The organism is Acinetobacter sp. 1124_18A, assembly GCF_052824995.1.
On sequence record NZ_VTDF01000011.1, the window covers coordinates 1 to 26,310 of the forward strand.

Consider the following 26,310-nt stretch of genomic DNA (forward strand, 5'->3'; position numbering starts at 1 on the left):
AGCTCATGCCCTAAATAAGCAGCATCGGCAACAAATTGCTGAGCTGTGTTTTGCTGCTTTTGATGAAGATCCTTGGAGTCAATATACTTTCATGCAAAATGCTGTTCATATAGTAGGCATATTGGATGATAACATTGTGTCACATGCTTTATGGACAGATCGAATTTTCACCTTAAAAGATGGTATTACTGTAAAAACTGCTTATATAGAATATGTGACTACTGATTTCAAGATGCGTGGGAAAGGTCTCGCATCTAAATTATTAAGATATTTAACTGATGTTTTAACTACTGTAGGCTATGAACTAGCGGCATTACAGCCTGAAGATGAGACATTCTATAAAAAATTAGATTGGATTTCGTGGTGGGGAGATTTATACATCAAGCATGAAACTTCTACTTATCTGACCGATGATTATGAAATTATGTTATTTCCGTTGAGCACTAAGCTGAAGGAGCGACTAACTCATAAGTTAGAAGATGATACTATTTGTGCCGATTGGAGAGAAGGTGAACTTTGGTAATTCTAATTACATAAAATATTGAACAAACATTAGCTTTAATGTTCAATAAGAAGATTAGAGTAGTCTTAATAATGTGAAACATATAGCCAGAGTTCATATTATTTCTTGTGTGGCTTATGGATAAACAAACAAATTTTTCCAATCTAATGTTTTGATTTTTAAGTAATTATTTATTAAAAATAAATCTATAACAAGAGACACTGTCCACTTGAGAACTCAGGTATTACTTAGCTTTTATACTTTCCTGTTTATTATAGAAGCTTATAATGATTCAGAATCATTCCAAATCTAATAAGGATATAACATGTCTACCGACCAGCAATTTCCAACACCCAATAATTTAGGAATAGCAGTTTATTCAAATAATGCAGAAGCTATTGGTAATACTCCTTTAGTTCGCATTAACCGTTTGATTAAAACTGGTGCAACCGTATTAGCAAAAGTGGAAAGCCGTAACCCTGCATTCTCTGTGAAATGTCGTATTGGAGCGGCACTAATTGCAGATGCAGAAAAGCGCGGCGTGTTAAAAGAAGGCATGCATATTATTGAACCAACCAGCGGTAACACGGGGATTGCACTAGCTTTTGTTGCAGCTGCTAAGGGTTATCCAATTACTTTAACTATGCCTGCAAGTATGAGCATAGAGCGCAGAAAAGTACTGAAAGCTTTAGGCGCTAATTTGGTTTTAACTGAACCTGCGAAAGGGATGAAAGGTGCAGTTGATGAAGCTATACGATTAGCATCTGAACAGCCAGAAGTTTATTTCTTACCTCAGCAATTTGAAAATCCAGCCAATCCACAAATCCATGTAGATACAACTGGTCCTGAAATTTGGCAAGCAACTGGTGGACAAGTGGATATTTTGGTTGCGGGTGTAGGTACTGGCGGCACAATTACTGGTATTTCTCGTTATTTCGAACAAGTTCAAAATAAACCTTTGTATTCTGTAGCCGTTGAACCTGCTGAGTCTCCAATTATTACTCAAACTAGAAATGGAGAGAACATTACACCTGCGCCACATAAAATTCAGGGAATTGGTGCGAACTTTATTCCAAAGAATCTTGATTTGGATCTTGTGGATGAAGTCTTACCAGTGACTAGCGAAGAAGCAATTCAGTGGGCAAGAAACTGTGCAACCCAAGAAGGTATTCTAGTGGGTATTTCAAGTGGAGCAGCTTTGGCTGCGGCGGCAAAAATTGCACAACGCCCTGAAAATGCTGGTAAAACGATTGTTGTTATTCTTCCAGACAGTGGCGAGCGTTATTTATCTTCTGTTCTGTTTGACGGTTTATTTGACGAATAAAATTAACCGCATAAAAAAGCCCATCTATTGATGGGCTTTTATTTAAGCTTATTTATAAAGCGCTTTTTAAAGCTTTTTGATGACGTTTAACAGACCGAGCATATTTTTTAGCTTTGTGCCGTGTCCAGAAGCTTCGCTCATATCCAGTTGGGCCAACATTATAATAAGCCGTAGCCTTAAACCAACTATCCGCTGATTGATAGTAATGATTTAAAATATATGCGCCACATTGAATATTTGTAGATTCATCATACAAATTACCAGCACAAGTTTGTTGCCAATAGCTGGGAATAATTTGAGTTAAACCTACTGCACCCGTAGGCGAGAGAGCATTGGTATTGTAACTCGATTCTTGTCTTATGACCGCGGCAAGTAAAAGAGGCGGCACATTATATTGGTCAGCACTTTGAATAATAAGTGGAGATAACCGATTCGCTGTGCTTTGTGGAACAGAATAGGCTTTTTGTAGACCTGATGAGAGCTTATTTGAACGCCATGAAAATGAACCACTATTCGGGCCTAAGCTGGTACACCCCGTCATTATTGTCATTAAAGCAATTACGAAAAATTTGAGACTCAAAATGTTTATTTGAGTCGGTTTAAAATAATTGTTAGATAAAGATGAGGTAAGCAAAATAGAAAACCGATAATCAAATTTCAAATGAAATCATGGTATTCAGCCATACTCATCGGATCAATATAAGTTCTGTTGCTCAGCACAAGCAAATAGTGAGAATTTTGTATAATTAAAATGAAAAAACCCCGACATCCTGTCGAGGTTTTTTCGTATTCAGCTTATGTAGCTAACTCCTGTCAACTACCGCTTCCTGCGTTCTTATTCTTCTTCAATGAGACATCCTGTCTCTCTATGTTTCATATATTATGAAAAAATACTAAAGTTGAATATCCGCAAATCGCTGCAAGTTTTGTACGTTTTAACTTACAGATCAACTTACTTAAATACGATGTCGACTAGTTTTTGTGCTATGGAAGCACAAATCAATACACTTGGAAAAGCCAATAGCCATGCAACAATCCAGGCGGATACCCACAATGAAAGGAAATGATGATTTAGTCCCACTACTTTCAAAGTTGAAATACCTGAAATTATAAAAGACATCATCCCTGATAAAATTAAGAGGAATAAAAGTTTCTGTGCTTTCATGGTCTTATATTCCTTGATAAGCATTTAAGGTCAATGCAAAATTTTCTCCAAATTGTTGAGCAGTTTTAATATCTCCTTCATCAAACTTATCGGCATTACTACCGTGTTCAGCCTGAGCCATTAAGCCTGACCATGAACCGAGACGGTTGGCTGCTTGAGTATAAGGAATACCTTGGTGTTGCTCAGGCATAATTGGGTTTCCAACCCATAACATGCCGTGTTGCATGCAAAAGGTAAAAAGTGAAATTAGTGTCGATTGTTTATCACCTGCGGGAAGGGAAGATACGGTAAAGCCAGCCGCTAGCTTTCCTTTAAATTTCTGTTTTTTCCATAATGGGCCTGTTGCATCCATGAGTTGTTTTAATTTGGAAGATACACCACCTAAATACGTAGGAGATCCCCAAATTAAGCCGTCATATTGAATTAGGGTTTCTGGGTTTTCGACAAGATCTTCGGCATTGAGTAAATCTACTTCAATATTTCCTTGGTTCAAGATGCCAGTTTGAATGTGCTGAGCAATAAATTGGGTGTGACCTTGGCGACTATAGTAAATAATGGCAACGGTTTTCATGGGCAGTTTCCTCTTTATTTAAATTTGAAATAGTTTTGCAGTGAGATATAAGCCACAACCAAAAACACTATGGTTTAGCAAACTTTTTAGACAGTTCAAAAAAGGATGAGGTGTTTTTGATGAAGCAAAGCCACTACCCATCGCAGGTTGCATAATAAAAAAAGGAATGAGAACGGTGACTACACCAAACAGTAGTGCTGAGTAAAACCGAGGATGGGCGAGCCAAGTTGACCCAACAATGAAAATAAAACTGAATGCGAAGATAATGCCGACACTATAGTGAGCAACCCAACCTAATAAATATTCACCTTTAATTTGAGAGCTTTTAGCAATAGATGGATGGATGAGTTTCCCTTGAAATATCGAGCCGACCCAGCGTCCGAGGAAGGCAAAGTTTAAGGTCGGGATTTTAAATATCTTTAGTATTAACAGCCATATATCCATAACTATTGTTGCGCCGATACCAAGATATAAAGTTTGAAAGAGTAAAGTAAGTGTCTTCATTTTTGCACCTTGCTTTTATACGTATGAAACGTGATAAATTTATTGTGCAAGTTCAAGTCAACTTGAAGTCAAGAGGGTATTATGGATATTGGTGAAGTTGCTAAGAAGGCAAAAGTTACAACTGCAACGCTACGTTTTTATGAAGAGAAGGGATTAATTAAGTCGATAGGGCGGCAAGGTTTACGTCGGCAATATGGGAAACAAGTGCTTGATCAGCTGGCACTCATTGCTTTAGGTCGTGCCGCAGGTTTTTCTTTAAATGAAATCGCCACAATGTTTGGACAAGATGGTAAACCAGATCTTGATCGGCAAAAATTAAAAGATAAAGCTGAACAATTAGAGCAAATGGCAAAGCGATTACATTTTATTAGTCAGGGATTAGAACATGCTGCTGTGTGTCCTGCTGAAAATCATATGGAATGTCCTACTTTTCAGAACTTTTTGAAAGCAGCAATTGCTGGAGAATATCCGCCAACCAAACTTTAACTAGTTTTTAATAAGAAGTTTAATTTTGTATTGAACAGCTAGGCTTGTCATATTTTCGCCATAAAGGTTTCATCTTTTTGAAACCAAAACTTCATGTAAGCTTGATTAAATTTGCTTAATTTTTTACCGACTGTATAAAACCATGAGCAAAAAAACTTTAGTCGCATTATTATGCTGTGCCAGTTTAGGATTGACTGCATGTAACGATGATAACGATCAAGAACAAACCTCACCCACTGAAAATGTTACTGAACCGACCTTAATTTCTTTTGCAAAGTTACCCGTAGAAACCTATGCTGCTGGACCAGATTCTGGAGCATATGTGAAAGGTGCAAACGGAATTTATCCTCCATTTAAAGGCCAACCTGTACAGGGCTTTTCTGCCGCATTAAAAAATGAAGACGGCAGTTATATGGCAATGGCCGATAACGGTTTTGGGACTCAAGATAATTCATCAGACTTTTTACTTCGTATCTATAAACTAAAGCCTGATTTCAAAACTAAAACTAAAACTAAAACTAAAGCTAAAGGCACGGGACAAGTTACTGTGCAAAGCTTTATCCAACTGCGTGATCCAAACAAGTTAATTCCATTTAATATCGTCAATGCTAATACAGCTGAGCGTTTATTAACGGGTGCTGATTTTGACCCAGAGTCGATGCAACGCACTAATGATGGTACTTACTGGATTGGGGATGAGTTTGGCCCTTATTTACTTCATTTTTCAGCAGATGGTGTGTTGCTAGATGCTCCAATTGCTCTGCCAAATCCATTAAATCCGACTCAAGAATTACGTTCACCACAAAATCAGTTTAATAAAGCGCAAATTAATTTTGTAGAGCCTTTGGTTCAGCAAAGTGGCGGTTTTGAAGGCATGGCAATTTCACCGGATGGCCAGTATCTCTATCCTCTTGTAGAGAAACCGCTTAAATCAATTCGAGAAACGGAACGACAATTGCTGATTTCTCAATTTGATGTGAAGAAAAAAGCGTATACAGGAAAATATTATTGGTTCCAGTTAGACAGTAAGGCAACCAATATTGGTGACTTCCAACTCTTTAATAATAATGAAGGCATTATTATTGAGCGTGATGCGACTCAGAATAATTTAGGCGGATATAAAAAATTAATCCGTATTAAATTAAATGATTCAGGTCAACCCGTCAGCCGTGAAGATTTAGTTGATTTAATTAAAATTGCCAATCCAAATTTACTTTATGGCACAGCAAGAGCAGGGGATATTGGGACAGAACAAGTTTTCGCTTTCCCATTTGAAACTATTGAAGATGTCATCATTGAAAATAGCACAACGTTGACTGTTCTAAATGATAATAACTTCCCTGGATCAACTGGGCGTAATGCTAAGCTGGCCGACGATAACGAAATTATTCAAATCCGCTTACCAAAAGCTTTATTCTAAGTTATATAAATAAATGGGTTAAAACTGCGGTGGGTTTTATTCTGCCGCATTTATTATAAGAATAAAATGTTGAATAAACTTTAATCAAATTAATTTCTATATGGTTGTTTTCGCATGTTTTATAAACAGGGAAAATGAATGAAATTCATGTTAAAATGATCGGCTTTCATCTTTAGATGTCTCTCCTCCATTTGCTAGCCGAGATTCGCAAGCCATGTCTACCGCTTATACTATGCAAACTGCGCCAAAAGCGCTGTTTGATTACGACAAATATTGGGCCTCGTGTTTTGAACCAGCACCATTTTTGCCGATGTCACGAGAAGAAATGGACCAACTCGGCTGGGATGCATGTGACTTTATTTTAGTATGTGGCGATGCTTATATTGACCATCCTTCGTTTGTGTCAGGCGTTATTGGCCGTGTTCTTGAAGCTCAAGGTTACCGTGTCGGAATTATTGCACAGCCAGACTGGACCAATGCTGAAAGCTTCCGAGTTTTAGGTAAGCCAACCATTGCTTGGGGTGTGACAGCAGGTAATATGGATTCGATGATCAACCGTTATACGGCAGATCGTAAAATCCGTTCGGATGATGCTTATTCACCGAACAATGAACCGAACAAGCGTCCTGACCGCGCAGCAACGGTATATTGCCAACGTTGTCGTGAAGCATTCCCAGACGTACCTGTGTTATTAGGTGGGATTGAAGGCAGTTTACGTCGTATTGCGCACTACGATTATTGGTCAGATAAAGTTCGTCGTTCAATTTTGATGGATTCTAAAGCCGATTTGCTTATGTATGGTAATGGTGAGCGTGCCATTATTGATGTGATGCACCGTTTGGCTAAAGGTGAAAAAATCCACGAGATTACAGATGTTCGTGGTACAGCTTTTATTATTAATAAACATAACAAAGCATCAAAAGCAAAGTTTGTTGAAGTTGCAAGTAATGATGTAGATACGATTGGACGTGTTGATCCAATTATTAACCCTTATGTTATGACAGAAGATATTGATGGCTGTGAAGTTGAAAAAGAAAAAGGCAACTCTTTAGCTCAATATCAAGACTTCCAAAAAGAAATCGTTGCAAATCCGATTATTCGTGAAGGCGACAAACTAGACGACGATACTCAAATCGTTCAATTAAAGCCAGCACCGTCAAAAGCTATTAAACATAAATTGCCTCCACGCGAGTTGGCGGTCATTCGTTTACCTTCTTTTGAAGAAGTGTCAAATGATCACGTGCTTTATGCACATGCAAACCGTATTTTGCATCTTGAAACCAATCCGGGTAATGCTCGTGCATTGGTTCAACGCCATGGTGAGCGTGATGTATGGATTAATCCACCTCCAATTCCTCTAACCACTGAGGAAATGGACTATGTATTTGATTTACCTTATGCACGTTTGCCTCACCCGACATATGGCAATGCACGTTTCCCTGCGTTTGATATGATCAAATTCTCGGTCAATATTATGCGTGGCTGTTTTGGTGGTTGTACTTTCTGTTCGATTACTGAACATGAAGGTCGTATTATTCAAAACCGTTCGGAAGACTCGATTTTACGTGAAATTGAGAAAATCCGTGACACAGCACCAAACTTTACCGGAATTATTTCAGACTTAGGCGGTCCAACAGCAAACATGTACCGTTTGCACTGTAAAGACCCTGAAATTGAAAAGAACTGCCGTAAACCTTCTTGTGTATATCCGGGTGTTTGTCAAAACTTGCATACCGATCATGCGCCTTTAGTACAGCTTTATCGTAAAGCTCGTGCAATTAAAGGTGTGAAGAAGATTCTGATTGGTTCAGGTTTACGTTATGACCTTGCGGTATTGAACCCTGAATATGTGAAAGAACTGGTACAACATCACGTTGGTGGTTATTTAAAAATTGCACCAGAGCATACCGAAAATGGCCCGTTGTCTAAGATGATGAAGCCGGGTATTGGTACGTATGATCGTTTTAAGCAAATGTTTGACCGCTTTAGTAAAGAAGCAGGAAAAGAGCAATACTTAATTCCTTACTTTATTGCCGCACATCCAGGTACTTCAGACTATGACATGATGCATCTTGCAATCTGGCTTAAGAAGAATGGTTTCCGTGCCGATCAGGTACAGACGTTCTATCCATCACCGATGGCAACCGCAACGACCATGTACTATTCAGGTAAAAACCCACTTGCTAAAGTAGCTCGCTATACTGAAAAGGTTGATATTGTAAAAGGTGAGAAGCGTCGTCGTTTGCACAAAGCATTCTTACGCTATCATGATCCAAACAACTGGCCATTACTTCGTGAAGCCTTAAAAGAAATGGGCCGTGTAGATTTGATTGGTAATTCAAAACAGCATTTGATTCCAACCTATCAGCCACAAGGTACTGCCGAAGGTGAATATAAGTCTGCACGTAAGAAGAACTCGTCTGTGGCGGGAGATTCAGCAAAACGTGGTCAGGGGCAATCTCACTCGGCAGCAGGGCAAAAACGTCCACAAAAAGGACAGGTTCTAACCCAGCATACAGGTTTGCCTCCTCGTGAAACAGGTGAGAAAAGACCGTTTGGTGGGAAAAGTAAACCACGATCTAAAGCACGCGGTTAATGATAAAACAGGCTCTTAAACGGAGCCTGTTTTGTTTTCAGAGTATATATTTAAATCGCATAGTGAGATTTTTGAGGTTTTAAGGTACAAAAAGAGTAACGAAAAATGATAATTTCCATAAATCTGACGAGCTGCACTTGATTGTTGTTGACTCTATGATTATAAATAATGTGAGGGTGGCTAAATTTAAGCCAAGCTTGATAACTACAAGTGAAATTACTAAGTGAAGCTTTTAAAAAACGGCTGTGTCGTTATCAATTAAAACAAAGTGTGATCTAGCAAAATCATTATAAAAAACTTAAAGGATTAGGCCCATGTATTATCTAATTACGATTTTATTATTATTTTTAGCTGTTGTGATGGCAGTGAAAAGTCTTTCGCGAAGGCATCAACACGATAGTGCCTTGAAGCGCCGTGCAGTATTAACCAGTCATGAGCAAATGACATTAAATAGACTACAAACAGTTTTGCCTAAATTTACCGTGCTAGCACATGTATCCTTTGATGCGTTATTAACTACAAAATATGCGCATACGCGTCGAAAATATCAAAATATGGCGGCTGATTTTGTTGTACTTGATCAAAATTATCAGGTTGTTGTAGTTGTTGTTCTTGGAGAAAGTGGTTTGCGTCGAGCACATCAACAATATGAACGTCGTCTATTACAATTGGCTGGTTATCGCGTGCTGCATTACAGTGAGGTGCCTGATTATGACGATCTGAGAAGAGATTTATTGACTTCAGAAGCAGAGATGGCAACTTTACATGCAACGCCTCAGCTAGAACGAATGTCAAATGCTTTTGTAAAGTCTTAAAAATTAGAGACTATAACAATTGTTGGGAGAACTCATTAAAGAAGATCTAGATAACATGCTGACATTAAAAATACTAAAAAATTGAGCAATATAACTAGAGATATTGCTCAATTTAATGTCGTTTTATGTTTATAAAAATTATGGAAGTACGGCAACAACTGTCATTTCTACAAGTACGTCCGGTGCATAAAGTTTAGACTCTACACAAGTCCGCGCTGGCGGATGTCCTTCACTAATCCATGCATCCCAAACAGCATTCATTGCTGCATAATCTTTGTCGATATCTTTTAGAAAAATTATGACAGAAAGAATGTGGGTTTTATCTGTTCCGGCTTCTGCCAGTAGACGGTCAATATTATCTAAAGTTTGTTGAGTCTGTGCTGTGACATCTACGCTCGTATCATCTGCGAGTTGTCCAGCTAAGTGTACTAAATTACCTGAAATCGCAACTTCGCAGTAGCGTGAAGTCACGTGTAAACGCTTTACCGTCATAAAAATGCTCTAGAGTGGCTTTATTTAATAGTATTGATTTTATGAAGAGTTGCTATGCGGGTGCAAGCGAGTAGAAAAGAATTTCAGTAGATTATTGTGATGAGGAAATCAGATCAACCATGTATCGGAAGTGCCCTGTAATATTCGGATTTGGTCGTCACGCCAATCACAGGACGATATGCCGAAAGTAAAGGTTGCTTTTGGCATGGCGCAAATACATGGATAATGAATATGCGCTGATTAGGTTACTCTAAACTTGGAGTAAAAGGGAATAGCTTTTGTTCAAAAGTTACTCTTCTGAGTGAAAATTAGACAATCACCAAAGGTTAAGTTGGAAGTCATCTGCTTGAGTTTGTAATTGATAAACTCCTATACCAATTAAGCGAAACTGGAAATGTTCAGGAATCTGCATTTCATTTAATAATAAAAATAAAACTTGGATTAAGTCTTGTAGCGACTGGATAGGTCTCTTAAAGCTTTTACTATGTTGTAAAGTCTGAAAATTCTTGAGTTTAAGCTTAATATTTACACCACGTGCATTGAGCTGTTTTTTCTCTAAGCTTTGCCATACTTTTTCGGCTAATCCCTGCCAGTAGGGCTGACATTGAACTAAAGTAAAATCACTATCGAAAGTGGTCTCTTTCGAAATTTGTTGACGCGCTCTTTCGGCTTGAACAGGCCTATGATCAATTCCTTGTGCATATAGGTAGAGCTGTTGTCCATATTTACCAAAGTGGTGAACTAAAACTGCTTCTTCAATTTTCTGTAAATCACCCAAAGTATGTAATTGAAGTTGTTGTAATTTTTCTTGAGTGACTTTGCCGACGCCAGGGATTTTTTTTAGTGGAAGGTCTTGAATGAAATTGGCAACCTGCGAAGGTTTGATTACACATAAACCATTAGGTTTGTTCCAGTCCGAAGCAATTTTTGCCAAAAATTTATTAGGGGCTACACCTGCCGATGCAGTCAGTCCAGTTAACCGAAAAATATCTTCCCGAATGTGCATGGCAACTTCTGTCGCACTTGTAATTTGTTTTAAATTTTCAGTGACATCTAAATAAGCTTCATCTAAAGATAAAGGTTCAATAAGCAGAGTATATTGCTGAAAGATTGAGTGAATTTGAGTGGAGACTGTACGATATTTTTCAAAATTTGGCTCAATAATAACGACTTGAGGGCATAGTTTTCTTGCCTGAGTCATCGACATGGCTGAATGTAAACCAAATTCGCGGGCAGGATAAGATGCAGCAGCAATCACAGCTCGCGGATGATGAGATGAAATAACAACGGGTAAATGCTTTAATTCAGGATGTTCCCGTAGCTCGACTGATGCATAAAAGGCATCCATATCGATATGAATGATTTTGCGCATATTATTGTGCTTTCATGATGCCTTGCTGCTGTAAGAATTGGTGCCACTCTTTGACTGAACCATCATAAACATTTAAGTCTACTGGCTTTACCATCCCTTCAATTTTACCCTGATTACTATGCTGCCAGAAGAGCCATTTTCTCTTGTCTTTAAGTTCAGGTTTTTCTTCGTAATCTCTGACCCAAAGTGGTGTATTAGGAAAACTACCGATTAACACAATGTGGTAAAAAGTTTTAGAAATATAAAAGATAGGCTGTTTGCCATAATGCTGTTTTAGGCGATCATGCATGATGCCTATTTCTTTAAGTAATTGTTCTTTGGTATGTGAATTAATACAGTTACCGTCATATTCCAGATCAATGACAGGTGGAAGCGCATCTGATTTTTTAGGTACCGTCGCAATAAAGTTATCTGCTTGTGTTTTACCATCACGACATAGACGATAAAAGTGATAAGCCCCTACATGTAGCCCATGTTCGCGAGCTTTGAGCCAGTTTTCTTGAAATTTTGAATCTTTGTAATCGCCGCCTTCAGTTGCTTTTAAATAGACGAATTGGAATTTTTCCGGCGATATTTTTTTCCAGTCAATATTACCTTGATGGTGAGAGACATCGAACCCTTGAACTGGATAATCTTGTGCAACGGCTTTTTGCTGATAGAACAGACCAAAATAAGCCAGAACTCCCATAACACATCCCAAGCCAATTCCGATAAAGGTATTGTACCGTGCTGTGAAAAAGGTTTTAGCCAGTTTGGTCATGCAAAACTCATTAAAGATTTGAAGCCGACATCATAACGTGATTTAAGAGCGAGAAACCACGCTAAAAATGCAACGACTTATACGGGGGTATTTTTTGGAATTTGCCAGAAAATAAGCGCTGTAATGACATTGATACAGCCGAGGCAAATTAAAGTGACATGGAATGCAGTGGTCACATGGTCAGCTCCATAATAACTAGTAAATACATTAATGAGTGTACCTGCCAGTGCCACGCCAATACTCATTGATAGCATCATGATCATCGATAAAAAGCTATTACCGCTACTTGCATCTTGTTGAGGCAAATCTTTTAAGGTGAGTGTATTCATACCTACAAATTGCAGTGAGTTTAATGTGCCAAATAAGAAAAAGTGCAAGGCTCTAAACCAAGTTGGAGTATCAACTGTCATGATGGCAAAAGAGGCGATACATAGTCCGACCAGCGTTGTATTGATGAGTAAAAAACGTCGATAGCCAATTTTTTGAATAATGGGTCTGACAATTGGCTTTGAAAATAATGAGCCTAAGACCAAAGGAATCATCATTAAACCAGCAATAAAAGGCTCAAAACCAAAAGCGACTTGTAGCATGAGTGGTAAAACAAAAGGTAAGGCATTACCACCAAAACGAGCAAAGAAATTACCTAAAATACCAATCGCATAAATTTTGTTTCTAAAGAGTCGACTGCGGAATAATGCATTTTGATGAGTGTGGGAGTGATAGGCATACCAAAGTGTTGCAATTATGCCGACGACTAAAAGTGAAATGCTGAACCAGTTTGAATATTCAGGTGAGGCTAGATGTTCGATACCCAAAGACCATCCAATCATTGCCACTACTAATAAGATGAAGCCGCCTAAATCAAATGTTTTGACCGAAGGTTCTTTTAAATTAGGCATGACTTTTAATGTCATTAAGATGCCTAAGATACCCATGGGAATATTGATGAGGAAAATCCAGTGCCAAGTTGCAACTTCAACTAACCAGCCACCTAAAGTTGGACCAGCCAAAGGCCCCAGTAAACCTGCAAGACTCATTAAGCTCATTGCGGCTAAGAACTGAGTTCGGGGAATAATCTTTAAAAGTGATAGTCTGCCAACAGGAAGTAGCAAGGCTCCGCCTACGCCTTGGATGACTCGGAAAAATAAGAGTTCGTTAAGGCTCTGAGAAAGGCCACAACCCAAAGAGGCTAGAGTAAAAATAACGATTGCCGATAAGAAAATATTTCTAACACCAAAGCGGTCTGCTAACCAGCCACTTAACGGAATGCAGGCGGCTACTGATAAAACATAGGCCACCACTACACTATGCATGCGTAGAGGGTCTTCATTTAAATGGTGAGCCATTGCAGGAATAGCTGTATTTACAATCGTTGTGTCCAAAGCCTGCATAAAAAAGCCAATGGAAACCAAAAGTACGAGTAAGCGATATTCAGGTTGCAAGGCTTGGTGAGTCGGCGTGGCATTCATAACATTTGAAAGTTAACGTTTTGGTCTAGTGTAAAACAAATTGAAAGTAAAAAAAGTAAGACAATGTTGATTACCCCTTTACTAAATCTAAGTGCTTTTGAAGAGGGCGGTAAAAATAGTTAAAACAAAAAAAGCGGCAGAACCGCTTTTTTATGGAGAGTAGGTAGATAACTAAACAACAAATCTTTTCGGCATTTTTAAATTTTTAATGACGTTATAAATTTGATTAACATCATCACATACAATTAATTTAGCACGGTGCTGAAGTGGGAGAAAACCTTCTTGAACCGCATGATCTAACTGCGCAATCAATGCATTATAAAAGCCATTTACGTTATATAAAATCATGGGTTTTTGATGTTGGTTGAGTTGGCCCCAAGTGGCTATTTCCAATATTTCTTCGAATGTTCCTAAACCGCCAGGTAATGCAATAAATGCACTTGCACGCTCTGCCATCATGGCTTTGCGCTCGTGCATGGTTTCTACAACATGTAATTCGGTTAAGCCTGCATGGGCTACTTCATAATCGAGCATAAATTCAGGAATGACACCGACAGCTTCTCCGCCATTTGCAAGAACGCTTTCAGCAACTTGTCCCATTAAACCAATACTGGCGCCGCCATAGACTAAACCGAAACCTTGGTCAGCAATTCCATGAGCGAGTTCAATTGCCTTTTCTCGGTAGATTGGATTATTTCCTGCACGTGAACCACAATATAATGCAATAAGAGGTTGTTTTGTTTTTACAGCTGTTATTGGTGAATCATTTACTGCCATTGTTAATACGCTATTCATTGCTTTATTTTTACCTTATCACGTTCATATTTCTTGTCTACACTAAGCAAAAGATATGACAACTTTATAAGCAGATTTATAGTAAAGACTTATGTTTTGTATGGGTTTGGTGAATGCCTGTCATGAACAAATAAAAATGATGAATTTATGTTAAATCTTGCCTATACTAAAAATTCGTTTAACAACATATGAACAAATATGGGTAGTGGTTGTAGTCGCTCCGTTTTAATTTCTTGTCCTAAAAAAACATTTTCCCTCCTTTGTATGGGCATGCCTGCTGTGTTGCCAAATAAAGATAAAATCCAGTCAGCACAGGAGCAGGATCGATGATCTTTGAATGGATGTCTGATCCCTCTGCTTGGGTGGGTTTAGCAACTTTAATCGTTCTTGAAATTGTATTGGGGATTGATAACCTCGTTTTCATCGCTATTTTGGCCGAAAAACTGCCACCAGAGCAGCGAGGCAAGGCTCGAAAACTGGGATTATTATTGGCCTTGGGCATGCGTATGCTCTTGTTGGCTGCTATTGCTTGGGTCGTAACACTTACTCATCCACTCTTCCATATTTTTGATCATCCATTTTCTGGTCGTGATTTGATCCTGCTGTTTGGTGGTGTGTTCTTGCTCTTTAAAGGCACCATGGAATTGCATGAGCGACTGGAAGGCAAACAACTCCAAAAAGAAGATAATCCAGTTCATGCTGCGTTTTGGATGGTTATTGTCCAGATTGTTGTGCTTGATGCGGTCTTCTCGTTAGATAGCGTGATTACAGCTGTAGGGATGGTCAAAGACAAGAGTGTCATGATGCTGGCAATGATTGTTGCTGTCGGAATCATGTTGTGGGCATCAAGACCACTCATGGACTTTGTGAATAAGCATCCAACGGTGGTTATTCTGTGTCTTGGCTTCTTGATGATGATTGGTTTTTCTTTGGTGGTGGAAGGTTTTGGTTTCCATATTCCGAAGGGCTACTTATATGCTGCAATTGGCTTCTCAATTTTGGTGGAAATTATCAACCAGAGCATGCGCCGCAATCAGGAAAAGATGGTTACAACCACAGACTTGCGTTACCGTACTGCCTCTGCCGTTTTACGTATGTTAGGAAGCAAAAGCAGTGGTTCTAGCTCAGATACGCAATCTTCTGATAAAGAAGATGTATTGGCTACACAAGCTTTTGCAGATGAAGTGTTTGATGAAGATAATGGCGTTTATCACAGTGTGTTAGTGCAAGGTGTTCTCGGTTTATCTGAACGTCCTGTAAAGTCTGTTATGACCCCAAGGCCTGAGCTTGAATGGATTGATTTAGACGATGAACCAGAAGTTTTAAAAGAACGTTTAATGTCAATGACACACTCTCGTTTGATTGTTGCACGTGGTGAACTTGATAATATTGAGGGTATTGCACTCACTCATAAAGTTCTAAATGGCTTTATTGAAACAGGTGTGGTCGATTTCCAAAAGCATTTACGTGAACCTGTTATTGTGCATGAAAATGCTCAAGTACTTATGGTGATGGAGCAATTACGTCAAGCACCGTTACAAATGGCAATCGTTTTAAATGAATACGGTTCAATTGAAGGTATTGCAACGCCAATTGATATTTTAGAAGCCATTGCGGGTGAATTCCCTGATGAAGATGAGCTAGATGCAGCCGCTGAGAGTTTGGCAGATGGTTCATTAATACTTGAAGGTTCAACAGACATTCGCCACGTATCCCTTTTATTAGGTCGTGATTTGGTTGATGAAAGTGAACAGTATTCAACTTTGTCGGGTTATTTGTTATTCCATTTAGGCCGCTTACCAGAAAATGGTGAAGCTGTTGAAGCAGATGGTTATCGCTTTGAAGTGATTACAATGGAAGGTCATAAAATCGAGAAAGTTCATATTGTTTCTATCGAACAAGATGAATCAAAAGATTAAATGACATTTTAAGTCTAGAAACATCATAAAATAGCTCAACTCTGAGCTATTTTTTATTTGAGAAACACAAAATGACTCAACACACTTGTCCATGTGGAAAAGGCAGCTATGCAGAATGTTGTGAGCCTTTACATTTAGGCATATCAAAAGCCCTGACAGCAGAGCAGCTGATGCGTTCGCGTTATAGTGCTTTTGCATTACAGCAAATTGATTATATTGTTCAAACAACCGCTTTAGGTCAGCAAACTGCGCTTGATAAAGATGCTATTGCAGACTGGAGTAAACAAAATCAATGGTTGGGTTTAGAGGTCGTTAATACCAAAGAAAAACTAGATAAAACCCATGCACAGGTTGAATTCAAGGCACATTATCATGATGGACAAAAAGCTCAGGTTCATCATGAAGTTTCACATTTTGTATATCAGCAACAACAATGGTTTTTTCTTGATCCCACTGTAGATATGCATGTCACTATGAAACAACCTTGTGTATGTGGCTCTGGAAAAAAATTTAAACAATGCTGTGCACAATTCATATAACTTTACCTTAAAATACGCGCACCGTTTGGCCTGAGGGAAAGGGCGATGTTACTCACCGTTATTTATATTATTGCGATTACTGCTGAAGCGATGACAGGCGCATTGTCTGCTGGGCGACGGAGTATGGACTGGTTCGGTGTCGTACTGATTGCCTGTGTGACTGCTTTAGGGGGCGGGTCGGTACGTGATGTATTACTCGGCCATTATCCTTTAACTTGGGTAAAACACCCTGAATATTTGGTTCTGACTTGTTGTGCTGCATTTGTCACAATTATTATCGCCAAATGGATGCGTCACTTACATAACATCTTTTTGGTGCTCGATGCCTTAGGCCTAATCGGCTTTACTATTATTGGTTGTCAGATTGCCTTGCAAATGGGGCATGGTTTTGTGGTATCGGCTGTAGCAGGGGTGTTAACTGGGGTTTCTGGCGGTATTTTACGTGACATTTTATGTAACGATGTCCCATTCGTTTTCCGTCGCGAACTTTATGCGAGTATTGCTTTTGTAGCAGTCATTTGCTACTGGGTATGCTTAGATTTGGGATTCAGTTTAGAGTTAACTGTTGTTTCAACCTTAATTTTCGGTTTTACCCTGCGTCTGATTGCGATCTATTTCGGCTTAGAAATGCCTAAGTTTATTTATAAAGATGACGATGCAGAATCAGCTTCATCAACCGATGAACATTAATTATGCAGAATGCGATGTGAGCATGCTATAACAATTAAATATTGTATTGCTCACTTATTCTTTCCAGTAGAGTTTTCTTATGGATCTGGTTTCACGTATACAAAATCTTCCAATTGGCAAATTCCACTACACATTATTGTGGGTGGTTGGGTTAGGTTGGATGTTTGATGCGATGGACACCGGTATCATTGCTTTTATCATGACAACGCTTGTTAAAGACTGGGCATTAACACCAGCCCAAAGCGGTTGGATTGTCAGTATTGGCTTTGTAGGAATGGCTATTGGAGCAGTTTGCTCGGGGGCTTTAGCCGATCGTTTTGGTCGAAAGACAATATTTGCCACGACCATGGCAATTTATAGTATCGCGACTGCCTTATGTGCCTTTGCTCCAGATTTAAAATGGTTATTGATTTTCCGTTTTATTGTTGGACTTGGACTTGGTGGGCAGTTACCTGTTGCGGTGACATTAGTGAGTGAATACATACCCTCACATGTACGTGGTCGTTTTATTGTATTACTTGAAAGTTTTTGGGGTTTAGGCTGGTTAGTGGCGGCGTTAATTTCTTATTTTATTATTCCTAAATTTGGCTGGCATATTGCATTTCTAATGGGTGGCTTCCCTCTAATTTATATTCTAGTGATTTGGAAAAAATTGCCCGAATCGATACCGTACCTGATTAACCGTGGTCGTATCGAAGAAGCGCATGCTTTAGTACAAAAACTAGAAGCTCAGGCGGGTGTCCAAATCGTTCATCACATTGAAGTTGTGCCTGTAGCCATACAACAAAAGGTCTCTTTTAAACAACTTTGGAGTGGCCCTTTTGCACGCCGTAGTTTAATGCTTTGGCTCATCTGGTTTGGAATTGTGTATTCCTACTACGGCATCTTTACGTGGTTGCCAAGCTTATTGGTGAAACAGGGCTATGACATTGTTAAATCTTTTGAATATGTTTTGCTGATGATTTTGGCACAGCTACCAGGTTACTTGGCAGCGGCATGGTTTGTAGAACGATTGGGTAGAAAAATTACACTCGCTTCATTTATCGGGTTTTGTGCACTGTCTGCATATTTCTTTGGACAAGCTGACAGCATAAACAGCATTATGTTTTGGGGCTGCCTCATGTCGTTCTTTAATTTAGGGGCATGGGGAGTGTTATACACCTATACGCCAGAACAATATCCAGCCAATATTCGAGCTTTTGGTTCGGGTTGGGCATCGGCAATGGGGCGTTTGGGCGGAATTTTAGCGCCAATCGTTGTTACCCATATGATGGTTGCAAAGCATGGGTTTAGCCATGTTTTCATGATGTTTACTGTTGTTTTACTTTTGGTCGCAGCCGTAATTTTAATACTAGGTGAAGAAACCCAAGGGAAAAGACTAGAGTCGATAGGCATGTAGTTTTGTCTAACTTTATAGCAAGTAACTAAAAATATAGAGAGATGAGACATAATTTGACGCTCAGGTGACAGACTCCCTCTTGTGTCTGTAACATAGCCCACTTAGCATAAGACTCATTTAAAATAACGACTGATTTGGAAGATAAGCTGACTATGACCAGCCTTGCGCATCAAGCGACAGAAAACCGCTCTGTAGCCGAATTTACTGAACAGGCTTACCTGAATTATGCCATGTACGTCATTATGGACCGTGCATTGCCGCATATCAGTGATGGCTTAAAGCCTGTACAGCGCCGTATTGTCTTTGCCATGAGCGAACTAGGCTTAAAAAATAGCGGCAAGCCAAAAAAATCAGCGCGTACAGTAGGTGATGTACTTGGTAAATACCATCCTCATGGTGACTCAGCATGTTATGAAGCGATGGTATTGATGGCTCAGCCGTTTAGTTATCGCTATCCTTTAATTGAAGGGCAGGGTAACTGGGGTGCACCAGATGATCCTAAGTCATTTGCTGCGATGCGTTATACAGAAGCAAAACTTTCTGCCTACAGTGAATTATTGTTAAATGAGTTAGGTCAGGGCACAACTGACTGGCAAGATAACTTTGATGGTTCATTAAAAGAACCTATTACGTTGCCAGCGCGTATTCCTAATATTCTACTCAACGGCACAACCGGTATTGCAGTTGGTATGGCGACAGATATTCCGCCACATAATTTACGTGAAGTGATTAAAGGAACGATTGCCTTAATTCGTAACCCGCAAACTTCAGATGAAAAATTGGCTGAATATATTCCAGCGCCAGATTTACCAACAAAAGCTGAAATTATTACTCCGCCAGAAGAATTACTCAAAATCCAGACTACTGGTCGTGGCAGTTACCGCATGCGAGCGGTTTATACCATCGAAAAAAATGAAATCGTGATTACGGAATTGCCTTATCAAGTATCGGGCTCTAAGGTGATTACTCAAATTGCCGACCAAATGCAGGCCAAAAAGCTACCATTAGTCGTTGATATTCGTGACGAGTCGGATCATGTAAACCCAACACGACTAGTAATTGTTCTTCGTTCTAACCGCATCGATGCTGAAGCGGTGATGAGTCACTTATTTGCCACTACTGATTTAGAGTCGAGCTACCGTGTTAATTTAAACATGATTGGTGAGGATGGTCGTCCTCAGGTTAAATCGATTCGTCGTATCTTGCTTGAATGGATTGAAATCCGTAAAAAAACGGTAACTCGCCGTTTAGAATATCATTTAAACCGAATTGAAAAACGCCTGCATATTTTGGCAGGTCTTTTAATTGCTTATCTTGATATTGATACAGTGATTCGTATTATTCGTGAAGAAGATCAGCCTAAACCTGTATTAATGGAACATTTCAATATTGATGAGATACAGGCAGAAGCAATTTTAGAACTCAAGTTACGTCATTTAGCAAAACTTGAAGAGATGGAAATCCGTCAAGAGCAGGATGAACTCGCAGCAAAAGCGGCCATTATTCGTGAGCAATTAGAAAACCCAGAATCTTTAAAAAATCTGATTATTGGTGAATTAAAAGAAGACGCGAAAAAGTTTGGTGATGAACGCCGCTCTCCAATCGTGGTACGTGCCGAAGCTATTCAGATTAAAGAACAGGATTTAATGCCAGCTGAACCAGTAACGGTGGTTTTATCTGAAGCGGGATGGATTCGTGCTGCAAAAGGTGCGGATGTTGATGCAGAAAAATTAAACTATCGTGCGGGTGACCAATATTTAAGTCACGCTGTGGGTAAAACCAATCAACGGATCTATTTCCTTGATGAGACAGGGCGTAGTTATGCCTTACCTATTAGTAGTTTGCCATCAGCAAGAGGTTTGGGTGAGCCATTAAGTTCTAAACTTGCTCCTGCAAGTGGCGTGTCGTTTATTCAGGTTTATCTAGAAGATGACGAGTCTGAACTTATTGCTGCGAGTACCTCTGGTTATGGGTTTAAAACGCAAGCTAAACAATTAGATACCAATGCCAAGGCAGGTAAGACATTCTTGTCTGTTCCTGAAAAATCAAAAGCTTTACCATTGATATCTGCCCAAAATATGACGCATTTGGCGGTGCTCAGCTCAGCAGGTCGACTCTTGATTATTGATTTGGCAGAACTACCAAATCTAAATAAGGGTAAAGGTAATAAGTTGATACAACTTGATGCGAAAGAGCAAATTTTATCCATGACAACCCTGAACTTAGATGAAATAATTCAGGTGGTTGCAGGTCAGCAACATCTAAAATTAAAAGGTGATGATCTACAAAAATATATGGGTAAACGAGCTTCAAAAGGTCAGCTCTTACCACGTGGATATCAAAAAGCAAATAAACTGTTGATTCAGAGATAAAGCTAGCGTCTGGCAACATAAATACGCTATATATGGCAACATGTTCAAGCAATGAACTGAACTTGTTGGTATTGAATAACGATTAAAAGGACAGCAATTTGGAGTACGTAATTTGTACTCCATGCAAAAAATTTGGCAGGGTTAAATTGTCAAAACTTCTGTCTCATAATCTTGTTCGAAGTGTCATGAATGTGCCAATAAGTTTTAAATATGTTCTGGCACCAAGAAGCTAAAGAATAGCTGGGGCATTGAATAACAGTTATTACTAAGGATTACGAATCGGAGATAATGGCATTATGGAAAAAATTTGGTTTGCAGAATACCAAAAAACAGGGATTCCAGAAACAGTAGCATTGCCTGCGGAAAATACCTCACTTGTTGATATTTTTGAGAGTAATTTCCAAAAATTTGGTTCTCGCGATGCCTTTATCTTTATGGATAAAGCGATGTCATTTAATGAGTTAGAGCTTGCAAGCCGCAAGTTCGCGACCTATTTGCAAAATTTGGGGTTAGCAAAAGGAACTCGTGTGGCAGTGATGATGCCGAATGTATTGCAGTATCCTGTAGTTGCATTAGCTGTTTTACGTGCAGGCTTGGTGTTAGTGAACGTTAACCCACTTTATACTGCGCGTGAACTTGAGCATCAATTAAATGACTCAGGTGCAGAAGTCCTTGTGATTATCGAAAACTTTGCCAGTGTTTACCAAAGCATTTTAGGTAAAACTCCAGTGAAGCATGTGGTAGTTGCATCAGTTGGAGATATGCTCGGTACACTCAAAGGTACTCTGGTGAACTTTGTATTGCGTAAAGTACGTAAGCAAATTCCAGCTTGGAATATTCCAGGACACATTAAATTTAACTCAGCATTAAATAAAGAAAATGCGAGTAATTATAAGCGCCCAACTTTAACTTTAAGTGATACTGCTGTACTTCAATACACTGGTGGTACCACAGGCGTTTCAAAAGGTGCAGAGCTTACTCATCGTAATCTGGTAGCAAACTTACTCCAGTGTGACGGTATTTTCCAAAGTAAGTTTGGAGCAAATGATGGCGCTAAAGGCGACCGTATTGTTTGTGCATTGCCGCTTTATCATATTTTTGCGTTCATGGTTTGCGCGATGTACGGTATGTATAAAGGTCAAGCAAATATCTTGATTCCGAACCCTCGTGATTTACCGGCTGTTATTAACGAATTACGTAAATATCAACCATCATTCTTCCCAGCGGTAAACACATTGTTTAATGCTTTAGTGAATAATGAAGAATTCCGCCAACTTGATCATAGCAAGCTAAAAATGGCGATGGGTGGTGGTATGGCCGTTTTACCTTCTACAGCAGAAGCTTGGAAGAAAATTACTGGCACAACCATTATTGAAGGTTATGGCTTGTCAGAAACCTCACCAGTAGCAACTGCAAATCCGCCTGCTTCTACTGAATTTAGTGGCACCATTGGTATTCCATTACCTTTGACTGAAGTTGCTATTTTAGATGATGACGGTAAAGAAGTTGCTTTAGGTGAGCAAGGTGAAATCTCGATTCGCGGTCCTCAAGTGATGAAAGGCTACTGGAACCGCGCTGATGAGACAGCTAAAGTCATGACAGCAGATGGTTTCTTCCGTACTGGCGACATCGGTGTGATGGATAGCCGTGGATATACAAAAATTGTAGACCGTAAAAAGGATATGATTTTGGTTTCTGGCTTTAACGTTTATCCAAGTGAAATCGAAGAAGTTATTGCTAAACATCCAAAAGTATTGGAAGTTGCAGCCATTGGTGTTCCAGATGAAAAATCAGGTGAAGTGCCAAAACTCTTTATTGTGAAAAAAGATCAAAGCTTAACGACTGAAGAAGTTTTGAGCTTCGCTAAAGAAAACTTAACAGGCTACAAGCGCCCTCGTTATGTTGAGTTTATGGATGAATTACCAAAATCAAATGTAGGCAAAATTTTACGTAAAGACTTACGTAAACCAGCCTAATGAGTTAATAAAAAAGCGCCTTAGGGCGCTTTTTTATTTTAGATTTTATGGCTTTTTATAAACCAGCGGTCGATATAAGGACGTCCAATTCCGACCATCCCAACAAAAACAAGCATTGTGCCGAGTTGCAGGCGTAAGTGAGTTAAATCAAGCTGACCATAACTTAAATAATTATCTGCTAAGCAATATACCGTAATCACAATGAGCCAATGCCACAAAGGAAGTCGTTTAATACCCACTGCAATAAAGGTAATTGTTAAAATAACAAAGGTACCAAGCGTCGATTGCCAATTCAAATTTGCACAAATCACACTAAGTAAAAAAGCCATAATAGGGAGTACGATCTTTAATATGCGATCTATCTGAAGTTGATTCTGTTTTTGCTTATCCAAGACTTCAAACAATTCTTTTTGATCAGGTTGTTGCATACATGGCCCTATTAAACAGTGATGACAAGTGATTGCATAAAATTTCAGGTAAAAACGCAATGTTATGATAGCATGATCAACAGTATTTTCAGTGATGGATGGCACTATGCAGGGCATCAGCGGCATTATCTATATTATTTTAGTGGCATGTTTACTGCCATATGCATTTACCGCAATTGCAAAAATTACGGGTGGTTTTCAGCCTGCCGACAATCAAAACCCGAGAGCTTTTTTTGCCAAAACAACTGGTCTGGCTGCTCGCGCTAATGCCGTACAACAAAATAGTTTTGAAAGCCTACCTTTATTCTTAACGGCTATTTTAATGGCTGAATATATGGTCGTTCCGGAATATTTTATTCTGAGATTAGGTTGGGCATATATTATTTTAAGAGTCATTTATGGGATTTGCTATTTAAGTAACTGGGCAACTTTACGCTCGATTGTTTGGTTCTTATCTATATTGTGTCCAATCTTCTTATTAGTGGTCACGATTAAACTGACTTGAGTGTCATTCTGTCATCATTCATATCAACTTTCGCGTGTGCGCATTGTATAATCGGCATCATTTTGATGATATCCACGCTATAATCGAGTGGATTTTACATCTGACTTCATAACGAAAGAGTATTGATATGAGTTACAGCGATATCCCTGCAGGTAAAGATGCCCCAAATGACATCTATGTCATCATTGAAATTCCTGCAAATGCAGCACCAATTAAATATGAAATCGACAAAGATTCTGATGCATTGTTTGTAGACCGTTTCATGGGTACAGCAATGTTCTATCCAGCGAACTATGGCTATGTTCCAAATACTTTGTCTGAAGATGGCGACCCGTTAGACGTACTTGTTGTAACTCCACATCCTGTTGCTGCTGGTTCTGTGATTCGTTGCCGTCCAGTAGGCAAATTAAAAATGGAAGATGACGGTGGTATCGATGCGAAATTAATCGCTGTTCCACACGAAAAATTGTCTCCATTGTATAAAGATGTTAAAGAATATACAGATCTTCCTCCGCTATTGATTAGCCAAGTTGAGCATTTCTTCAGTCACTATAAAGATTTAGAACCAGGTAAGTGGGTAAAAATCAGTGGTTGGGAAGGTGCTGATGTTGCTAAAGCTGAAGTATTAAAAGCAATTGAAGCTGCTAAATAAGCTTTAATTGATTAAGCTCAGAATGTCTCAATTGATATTCTGAGCTTAATAAAAAACCTACATCTGTTGCCAGACGTAGGTTTTTTTATGCTTGATAGATTTGTGAATTAGAATAATTTCACAGGAATATCAAGGAAGATACGCCATTCATTAGTGTCAGGCATATAGTCTGTAGTATAAGCGTTATCTGCACGGTAGATCGAATTACGTAAACGTAAGCTTGAACCTTTAGCAAAACCATTTTGAACTGTGTATTTTACTTGGTTAAAGAATTCGCTTTCGCTTGAATCATCTGCACCGTTAGATGTTTTGATATCCCAACCATACACATAAGCTGTAGTCCAGTTTAGACCTGGTAATACACCTAACTTGCCAAAGTCGAGGCTATATTGGATTTGTGCAGATTTTTCATCATTACCAATGAAGTCAGACAAATAAGAGTTTGGCAAATAGACACTTTGACCGCCGTCTTGGTTTGAACCATAGTTATAACCAATGTTACCGCTGTTTTGTTGGTACGCTAACATCACACTATGTGGGCCAGTCGCATAAGTTCCTGAAACTGCCCAAATATTATTGGTTTTGTCTTCACCAGCTGGGCCAGTTGCGTATGACAATGAAGCGTTTTTATCAAATTTAGTATGATAACCACTGAAGTCATAAGTAAGTGAGCTGTCATTAGCAAGGGGTTGCTTGTAGTTCACATTCACATAATGACGATCAAGTTTATCTTTTACATCAACACCATAGTAAGAACCATTGAGTTGATCATCAAACTTATATTTTGCACCCCAAACAATTGCGCTATCTAAACCATTTTGGTCAGTGGCAATTTGATCAGAATATTGGTTTTTAGTAAATTTACCAGCAACCACTTCTAAGTCTTTAATTTCATGGCTAGTTAACAAAGTACCAGTGAAATATTCAGGCACCAAACGTGCAGTGTTGCTTGCAAGAACAGGCAAATCAAGTACTTGTGTACCATAACGTACCGTTGTATTCGAGAAGCGAGCTTTTACGCTACCGCCACCACGTGTCCATTGATCGTACGGATTTTCACGTACATCATTGTAACGAGGAATCATTTGGTTGCCGTTATTGTTATTTGCACCGATTTTAAATGAAAAATCACCAACAGCACCTACACCGAAACCAACGACACCTTTAGTAAAACCGGAATCTAGTGTAACGATTGCTGTTTGAGCAAATGAACTGTCATCTTCAACGCCATTTTTCTTGTCACGTTGAATATAACCTGTACGGAAGAGAATAGAACCGTTCGCATCTTCAACAAATCCTTTTGCCTCACTTTGCTCACTTGCCTGAGCTGAGGAAATTATTGCCGCAGAAATGAGAACTGCTAATGTAAGTTTTTGTGCATTTAGCATATTTAAAGAACCTCATAAAAACGATAAATCCTGTGCCTTGTTATTATTCAGGGCCTAGGATTTGAATCAATTGTATAAGTAATCTATAAAAAAGATATATTTTTGTTGATTTTATTTTATATATGCTATGCAGAAATTGATTAATGTGTTACTGGTTGTTTACTAAATTTA

General features: G+C 39.0%; 25 protein-coding genes. 14 read left to right on the top strand and 11 right to left on the bottom strand.

From position 1 onward, the window contains the following. Both FY048_RS16905 and cysK read left to right on the top strand, forming a co-directional pair. Positions 1 to 523, top strand: a 523-nt coding sequence (locus FY048_RS16905; RefSeq protein ID WP_446091901.1) for a GNAT family N-acetyltransferase, incomplete at its 5' end; no start/stop codon positions are given. Between the two features lie 304 nt (positions 524 to 827). Further along, positions 828 to 1,826 carry a cysteine synthase A gene (cysK, locus tag FY048_RS16910; protein WP_446091902.1) on the top strand — a complete coding sequence of 333 codons (999 nt, stop codon included), beginning with the start codon at positions 828 to 830 and terminating at the stop codon, positions 1,824 to 1,826. 52 nt (positions 1,827 to 1,878) lie between these two features. Here cysK and FY048_RS16915 read toward each other — a convergent pair whose 3' ends face one another. From FY048_RS16915 to FY048_RS16930, 4 genes are all read right to left on the bottom strand, one after another. After that, positions 1,879 to 2,487, bottom strand: coding sequence for a lytic transglycosylase domain-containing protein (locus FY048_RS16915; RefSeq protein WP_080645622.1), 609 nt, complete (start codon positions 2,485 to 2,487; stop codon positions 1,879 to 1,881). Between the two features lie 291 nt (positions 2,488 to 2,778). After that, the gene (locus tag FY048_RS16920; RefSeq protein WP_446091903.1) at positions 2,779 to 2,991 is read right to left on the bottom strand and encodes a DUF2798 domain-containing protein; all 213 of its coding nucleotides are present in this window, start codon (positions 2,989 to 2,991) and stop codon (positions 2,779 to 2,781) included. Positions 2,992 to 2,995: 4 nt separating this feature from the next. Beyond that, positions 2,996 to 3,562, bottom strand: a complete 567-nt coding sequence (locus FY048_RS16925; protein ID WP_446091904.1) for a flavodoxin family protein — start codon at positions 3,560 to 3,562, stop codon at positions 2,996 to 2,998. 18 nt (positions 3,563 to 3,580) lie between these two features. Beyond that, entirely contained in the window at positions 3,581 to 4,066 is a 486-nt protein-coding gene (locus tag FY048_RS16930) for a DUF2938 domain-containing protein (protein WP_446091905.1), read from the bottom strand. 81 nt (positions 4,067 to 4,147) lie between these two features. Here FY048_RS16930 and FY048_RS16935 point away from each other — a divergent pair, with 81 nt between their 5' ends. The 4 genes from FY048_RS16935 (at position 4,148) to FY048_RS16950 (ending at position 9,383) form a co-directional block, all read left to right on the top strand. Further along, positions 4,148 to 4,552 carry a helix-turn-helix domain-containing protein gene (locus tag FY048_RS16935; protein ID WP_446091906.1) on the top strand — a complete coding sequence of 135 codons (405 nt, stop codon included), beginning with the start codon at positions 4,148 to 4,150 and terminating at the stop codon, positions 4,550 to 4,552. Positions 4,553 to 4,694: 142 nt separating this feature from the next. After that, positions 4,695 to 5,972 (top strand): esterase-like activity of phytase family protein, encoded by a 1,278-nt coding sequence (locus FY048_RS16940; RefSeq protein ID WP_446091907.1) that lies wholly within the window; start codon positions 4,695 to 4,697, stop codon positions 5,970 to 5,972. 214 nt (positions 5,973 to 6,186) lie between these two features. Continuing rightward, positions 6,187 to 8,568 carry a YgiQ family radical SAM protein gene (locus tag FY048_RS16945; RefSeq protein ID WP_446091908.1) on the top strand — a complete coding sequence of 794 codons (2,382 nt, stop codon included), beginning with the start codon at positions 6,187 to 6,189 and terminating at the stop codon, positions 8,566 to 8,568. A gap of 314 nt (positions 8,569 to 8,882) precedes the next feature. Beyond that, positions 8,883 to 9,383: a DUF2726 domain-containing protein gene (locus tag FY048_RS16950; protein WP_042894260.1), complete on the top strand. Its 501-nt coding sequence runs from the start codon at positions 8,883 to 8,885 to the stop codon at positions 9,381 to 9,383. Positions 9,384 to 9,521: 138 nt separating this feature from the next. Here FY048_RS16950 and FY048_RS16955 read toward each other — a convergent pair whose 3' ends face one another. The 5 genes from FY048_RS16955 to FY048_RS16975 form a co-directional block, all read right to left on the bottom strand. Continuing rightward, positions 9,522 to 9,875, bottom strand: a complete 354-nt coding sequence (locus FY048_RS16955; protein ID WP_446091909.1) for a RidA family protein — start codon at positions 9,873 to 9,875, stop codon at positions 9,522 to 9,524. Positions 9,876 to 10,191: 316 nt separating this feature from the next. After that, a complete protein-coding gene (dinB, locus tag FY048_RS16960; RefSeq protein ID WP_446091910.1) occupies positions 10,192 to 11,247 on the bottom strand; it encodes a DNA polymerase IV in 1,056 nt (351 codons plus the stop codon). A gap of 1 nt (position 11,248) precedes the next feature. Then, entirely contained in the window at positions 11,249 to 12,007 is a 759-nt protein-coding gene (locus tag FY048_RS16965) for a glycoside hydrolase family 25 protein (RefSeq protein WP_446091911.1), read from the bottom strand. Between the two features lie 77 nt (positions 12,008 to 12,084). After that, positions 12,085 to 13,476, bottom strand: coding sequence for a multidrug transporter subunit MdtD (gene mdtD, locus FY048_RS16970; RefSeq protein WP_446091912.1), 1,392 nt, complete (start codon positions 13,474 to 13,476; stop codon positions 12,085 to 12,087). 171 nt (positions 13,477 to 13,647) lie between these two features. After that, positions 13,648 to 14,271, bottom strand: coding sequence for an LOG family protein (locus FY048_RS16975; protein WP_016139544.1), 624 nt, complete (start codon positions 14,269 to 14,271; stop codon positions 13,648 to 13,650). A 326-nt stretch (positions 14,272 to 14,597) separates the two neighbouring features. Here FY048_RS16975 and FY048_RS16980 point away from each other — a divergent pair, with 326 nt between their 5' ends. From FY048_RS16980 to FY048_RS17005, 6 genes are all read left to right on the top strand, one after another. Further along, a complete protein-coding gene (locus tag FY048_RS16980) occupies positions 14,598 to 16,190 on the top strand; it encodes a TerC family protein (RefSeq protein WP_446091913.1) in 1,593 nt (530 codons plus the stop codon). A 71-nt stretch (positions 16,191 to 16,261) separates the two neighbouring features. After that, a complete protein-coding gene (locus tag FY048_RS16985) occupies positions 16,262 to 16,729 on the top strand; it encodes a YchJ family protein (protein WP_446091914.1) in 468 nt (155 codons plus the stop codon). A gap of 45 nt (positions 16,730 to 16,774) precedes the next feature. Continuing rightward, positions 16,775 to 17,419, top strand: coding sequence for a trimeric intracellular cation channel family protein (locus FY048_RS16990; RefSeq protein WP_016139541.1), 645 nt, complete (start codon positions 16,775 to 16,777; stop codon positions 17,417 to 17,419). Positions 17,420 to 17,498: 79 nt separating this feature from the next. Further along, the gene (gene niaP, locus FY048_RS16995) at positions 17,499 to 18,818 is read left to right on the top strand and encodes a niacin transporter NiaP (RefSeq protein WP_446091915.1); all 1,320 of its coding nucleotides are present in this window, start codon (positions 17,499 to 17,501) and stop codon (positions 18,816 to 18,818) included. A 152-nt stretch (positions 18,819 to 18,970) separates the two neighbouring features. Then, entirely contained in the window at positions 18,971 to 21,190 is a 2,220-nt protein-coding gene (parC, locus tag FY048_RS17000; RefSeq protein ID WP_446091916.1) for a DNA topoisomerase IV subunit A, read from the top strand. A 296-nt stretch (positions 21,191 to 21,486) separates the two neighbouring features. Beyond that, on the top strand, positions 21,487 to 23,166 hold the full coding sequence (locus tag FY048_RS17005; RefSeq protein WP_446091917.1) for a long-chain-fatty-acid--CoA ligase: 1,680 nt from the start codon (positions 21,487 to 21,489) through the stop codon (positions 23,164 to 23,166). 38 nt (positions 23,167 to 23,204) lie between these two features. On the opposite strand, the gene FY048_RS17010 is transcribed toward FY048_RS17005, so the two are convergent. Next, a complete protein-coding gene (locus FY048_RS17010) occupies positions 23,205 to 23,594 on the bottom strand; it encodes a hypothetical protein (RefSeq protein WP_446091918.1) in 390 nt (129 codons plus the stop codon). A 106-nt stretch (positions 23,595 to 23,700) separates the two neighbouring features. Here FY048_RS17010 and FY048_RS17015 point away from each other — a divergent pair, with 106 nt between their 5' ends. Both FY048_RS17015 and ppa read left to right on the top strand, forming a co-directional pair. Beyond that, a complete protein-coding gene (locus FY048_RS17015) occupies positions 23,701 to 24,099 on the top strand; it encodes an MAPEG family protein (RefSeq protein ID WP_003654397.1) in 399 nt (132 codons plus the stop codon). Positions 24,100 to 24,226: 127 nt separating this feature from the next. Continuing rightward, complete coding sequence (gene ppa, locus FY048_RS17020) at positions 24,227 to 24,751, top strand: inorganic diphosphatase (protein ID WP_003654399.1); 525 nt, start codon at positions 24,227 to 24,229, stop codon at positions 24,749 to 24,751. Between the two features lie 107 nt (positions 24,752 to 24,858). Here the strand turns inward: ppa and FY048_RS17025 are convergent, their stop codons facing one another. Then, positions 24,859 to 26,139, bottom strand: a complete 1,281-nt coding sequence (locus FY048_RS17025) for an OprD family outer membrane porin (RefSeq protein ID WP_446091919.1) — start codon at positions 26,137 to 26,139, stop codon at positions 24,859 to 24,861. Positions 26,140 to 26,310 lie beyond the last annotated feature (171 nt).

Coding starts and splice junctions, on each gene's coding strand:
- cysK (WP_446091902.1), top strand. CDS start 828: ATGTCTACCGACCAGCAATTTCCAACACCCAATAATTTAGGAATAGCA.
- FY048_RS16920 (WP_446091903.1), bottom strand. CDS start 2,991: ATGAAAGCACAGAAACTTTTATTCCTCTTAATTTTATCAGGGATGATG.
- FY048_RS16925 (WP_446091904.1), bottom strand. CDS start 3,562: ATGAAAACCGTTGCCATTATTTACTATAGTCGCCAAGGTCACACCCAA.
- FY048_RS16930 (WP_446091905.1), bottom strand. CDS start 4,066: ATGAAGACACTTACTTTACTCTTTCAAACTTTATATCTTGGTATCGGC.
- FY048_RS16935 (WP_446091906.1), top strand. CDS start 4,148: ATGGATATTGGTGAAGTTGCTAAGAAGGCAAAAGTTACAACTGCAACG.
- FY048_RS16940 (WP_446091907.1), top strand. CDS start 4,695: ATGAGCAAAAAAACTTTAGTCGCATTATTATGCTGTGCCAGTTTAGGA.
- FY048_RS16945 (WP_446091908.1), top strand. CDS start 6,187: ATGTCTACCGCTTATACTATGCAAACTGCGCCAAAAGCGCTGTTTGAT.
- FY048_RS16950 (WP_042894260.1), top strand. CDS start 8,883: ATGTATTATCTAATTACGATTTTATTATTATTTTTAGCTGTTGTGATG.
- FY048_RS16955 (WP_446091909.1), bottom strand. CDS start 9,875: ATGACGGTAAAGCGTTTACACGTGACTTCACGCTACTGCGAAGTTGCG.
- dinB (WP_446091910.1), bottom strand. CDS start 11,247: ATGCGCAAAATCATTCATATCGATATGGATGCCTTTTATGCATCAGTC.
- FY048_RS16965 (WP_446091911.1), bottom strand. CDS start 12,007: ATGACCAAACTGGCTAAAACCTTTTTCACAGCACGGTACAATACCTTT.
- mdtD (WP_446091912.1), bottom strand. CDS start 13,476: ATGAATGCCACGCCGACTCACCAAGCCTTGCAACCTGAATATCGCTTA.
- FY048_RS16975 (WP_016139544.1), bottom strand. CDS start 14,271: ATGAATAGCGTATTAACAATGGCAGTAAATGATTCACCAATAACAGCT.
- FY048_RS16980 (WP_446091913.1), top strand. CDS start 14,598: ATGATCTTTGAATGGATGTCTGATCCCTCTGCTTGGGTGGGTTTAGCA.
- FY048_RS16985 (WP_446091914.1), top strand. CDS start 16,262: ATGACTCAACACACTTGTCCATGTGGAAAAGGCAGCTATGCAGAATGT.
- FY048_RS16990 (WP_016139541.1), top strand. CDS start 16,775: ATGTTACTCACCGTTATTTATATTATTGCGATTACTGCTGAAGCGATG.
- niaP (WP_446091915.1), top strand. CDS start 17,499: ATGGATCTGGTTTCACGTATACAAAATCTTCCAATTGGCAAATTCCAC.
- parC (WP_446091916.1), top strand. CDS start 18,971: ATGACCAGCCTTGCGCATCAAGCGACAGAAAACCGCTCTGTAGCCGAA.
- FY048_RS17005 (WP_446091917.1), top strand. CDS start 21,487: ATGGAAAAAATTTGGTTTGCAGAATACCAAAAAACAGGGATTCCAGAA.
- FY048_RS17010 (WP_446091918.1), bottom strand. CDS start 23,594: ATGCAACAACCTGATCAAAAAGAATTGTTTGAAGTCTTGGATAAGCAA.
- FY048_RS17015 (WP_003654397.1), top strand. CDS start 23,701: ATGCAGGGCATCAGCGGCATTATCTATATTATTTTAGTGGCATGTTTA.
- ppa (WP_003654399.1), top strand. CDS start 24,227: ATGAGTTACAGCGATATCCCTGCAGGTAAAGATGCCCCAAATGACATC.
- FY048_RS17025 (WP_446091919.1), bottom strand. CDS start 26,139: ATGCTAAATGCACAAAAACTTACATTAGCAGTTCTCATTTCTGCGGCA.